This window comes from Geobacter sp., assembly GCF_030834625.1.
Classification (GTDB): Bacteria; Desulfobacterota; Desulfuromonadia; order Geobacterales; family Geobacteraceae; genus Geobacter.
The window spans coordinates 1-3026 of the sequence record NZ_JAUQXO010000035.1; the positions used below are offsets into that span (position 1 = coordinate 1).

A 3026-nucleotide genomic window follows, 5' to 3' on the forward strand; every position below is an offset into this window, starting at 1 on the left:
GAGGTCCGCCTCGATCTCTACCTGGACGCCCACGTGGACGTCGCTCCCCATGACCACCACCTTGTCCCCCTTCTGGTAGAGGCGGGAGACCATCCCCCGGATGTAGACCGCCTCCTCTTCCTCGATGGCCCGGCGCCAGAATTCGTCGTAGCTCTTTCCCGGCGTGCGGGCGTCCATGAAGAAGACGTAGGCCTGGCCGTCGTGGACCTTGTGCTTGTAGAGCATGGTGTGCTTGGCGGTGTACATGCAGCAGATTTTCGAGCAGTACGAGATCCCCTTTTCCCGGGCCCGGGAGCCGACGCACTGGACAAAGACCACCTGCTTGGGCTCTTTTCCGTCGGAGGGGCGGACGATCTTCCCGCCGGTGGGGCCGGAGGCACTGGCCAGCCGCTCGAAGGTGAGGCCGTCGATCACGTCGGGGATGGTGCCGTGGCCGAATTCGCCGTATCCCTTGATGGGGGAGCCCTTGGGCTTCTCGGTGATGCTGTAGAGCTCGAAGCCGGTGGCGACGACGATGGCGCCGACGGGCTCGGTGATCAGCTGGTCCTCTTGCCCGTAGTCGATGGCGCCGGGGCCGCAGACCTTCTGGCAGACGCCGCATTTGCCGTTGATGAACTTGGTGCAGTGCTCCCGGTCGATGACCGGGGTGTTGGGGACCGCCTGGGGGAACGGCACATAGATGGCGGGGCGCATCCCGAGGTTCTTGTCGAAGGTGTTGGGGATCTTTTTCTGGGGGCACTTGGCGGAGCAGACGCCGCAGCCGGTGCACTTCTCCTCGATGACGCTTCGGGCTTTCTTGCGGACGGTGATCTGGAAGTTGCCGATGTAGCCGTCGACGCTCTCGATCTCGCTATAGGTGTGGAGGGTGATGTTGGGGTGGTTGGCCGCGTCCACCATCTTGGGGGTCATGATGCACTGGGAGCAGTCCAGGGTCGGGAAGGTCTCGGAGAGCTGCGCCATGTGCCCGCCGATGGAGGGCTCCCGCTCAACTAACACCACCTGGTGGCCGGCGTCGGCGATGTCCAGGGCTGCCTGGATGCCGGCAATGCCGCCGCCGATCACAAGTGCTCTCTTCGTGACGGGGACGGTGATCGGGATGAGTTTCTTGTCCTTCTTGACCCGGGCCACCATCATCTCGACGATGGCGCTCGCCTTCTCCGTGGCCTCCTCCCGGTCCTCGTGGACCCAGGAGCAGTGCTCGCGGATGTTGGCCATCTCGCAGAGGAAGGGGTTGAGGCCCGCGCTCTTGGCGGCGGTGCGGAAGGTCTTTTCGTGCATGCGCGGAGAGCAGGCGGCCACGACGATGCCGTCGAGGTTGTGCTCGGAAACCGCCTTTTTCAGGAGGCTCTGGCCGGGGTCGGAGCACATGTACTTGTAGTCGGTGGCATAGGCCACCCCGGGGATCCGGGCGGCCTCGGCCGCGACCTTTTCCACGTCAACGGTTCTCGAGATGTTCTCGCCGCAGTGGCAGACAAAGACGCCGATTCGGGACATGCAAATCCTCTTTACATTCTAACCATCTGAATAACACGGAGATACGGAGTGCACGGAGAAAGACAAAACCAACTACTTACTTAAGGGGTTACCCCGTAACACCATGAAACTCGATGGTTTTATTTGCGTCTCTCGCTTTGGTTCAAAGAGGTCGGTTTTCTCCGTGTTCTCCGTCTCTCCGTGTTATTACAGCAGTTGCTTCTCCCGCAGCAGCGGCAGCGGGCTGACGATCATGCTCTCAAAGCCGAGCTTTTTGGACGATACCCCCACGGCCAGGGCCAGGAGCTGGGTCATGTAGAAGACCGGCATGCCGAAGCGCTCGCCCGTGGCCTCCTCGATCTCCTTCTGGCGGATGTCCAGGTTGCCATGGCACAGGGGGCAGGCGACCATGAGGCAGTCGGCGCCGGCGGCCTTGGCGGAGGAGAGGATGTCGCCGGAGAGCTTCAGGACCACGCCCGGCCGCGAGAGGGTGAAGTTGGCGCCGCAGCACTCCATCCGGTGGCTCCAGCCGACGGTTTCGGCCCCGGCGGCCCCGATGACCCGCTCCATGATGGTGGGGGCCTCCACGCAGTCCAGCTGTGGAACCTCGGGAGGCCGGGTCAGGAGGCAGCCGTAGTAGCAGGCGACCTTGAGACCCGAGAGGGGCTTTGTGACGGCGGCGGCGAGGTTGTCGAGGCCGAAATCCCGGGCGAGGATCTCCAGGAGGTGCTTGACCGGCTTTGCCAGGTTCACGGCCCCGTCGATGGCGTATTCCACCTGCTTGCGCTTGGCCGCGTTTGCGGCCAGGTGGTGCTGGGTAACTTTCAACCGCGAGAAGCAGGCGGCGCAGGCCACGGCCAGATCCCCTTCCACCCCGCCGGCCAGGGCGAGGTTCTTGGCACACAGGGACAGGGAGAGCAGCTCGTCCACGTTGTGGGCCGGCGTGGCGCCGCAGCAGAGCCAGTCGGGGACTTCCTGCAGGCCTATTTTAAGGGCCTTGAAGAGCCCCCGGGTTGACTCGTCGTATTCCTTGGCCGAGGCGTGCAGGGAGCAGCCCGGGTAGTAGGAGTAGGTGAGCGCGTTCTTGGCCGGGGTCATGGTGCTTCACCTTTTTTGCGCAGTTCTTCGATCCGGGCAAAGATCTTTTCTATTTCAGTGATATTGCGATTCTTCTGGTGGAACACCTTGAGTTTCCCCTTGGTGATGAGCTTGGGGCCCAGCATGAGGTCCTTGAGGAACTGGCCGCTCTTCACGTTGAAGACCGCGGCGAGCCGCATCTCGTACTGGCGGCCGTAGGTGCGGATGTTTTCGATGAAGAGCCGGTTGGCCAGCTGCACGTAGCTTTCCTTGGACGGCCCCTTGGCGTCCCAGGAGCATTTGCGCAGGGCGTCCATGATGGCCGCCAGATCCACCTTGTTGGGACAGCGGGTGGTGCAGGTCTCGCAGGAGGCGCAGTACCAGATGCTTCGCCCCGCCAGGACCCGCTCGTACTGCCCCAGCTGCAGAAACCGCACGATCCGGTTGGGGGGATGCTCCATGAACGAACGCATGGG

Annotated in this window: 3 protein-coding genes; all 3 read right to left on the reverse strand. The window is 63.1% G+C overall.

Translation table 11 applies throughout. From position 1 onward, the window contains the following. Positions 1–1494 (reverse strand): CoB--CoM heterodisulfide reductase iron-sulfur subunit A family protein (locus tag RCH91_RS09700; RefSeq protein ID WP_306534570.1); only part of this gene is annotated, 1494 nt, incomplete at its 3' end. 186 nt (positions 1495–1680) lie between these two features. After that, the gene (locus RCH91_RS09705) at positions 1681–2571 is read right to left on the reverse strand and encodes a CoB--CoM heterodisulfide reductase iron-sulfur subunit B family protein (protein WP_306534572.1); all 891 of its coding nucleotides are present in this window, start codon (positions 2569–2571) and stop codon (positions 1681–1683) included. Next, a partial coding sequence (locus RCH91_RS09710) for a 4Fe-4S dicluster domain-containing protein (protein ID WP_306534574.1) occupies positions 2568–3026 on the reverse strand: 459 nt, incomplete at its 5' end. The genes RCH91_RS09710 and RCH91_RS09705, both read right to left, overlap by 4 nt.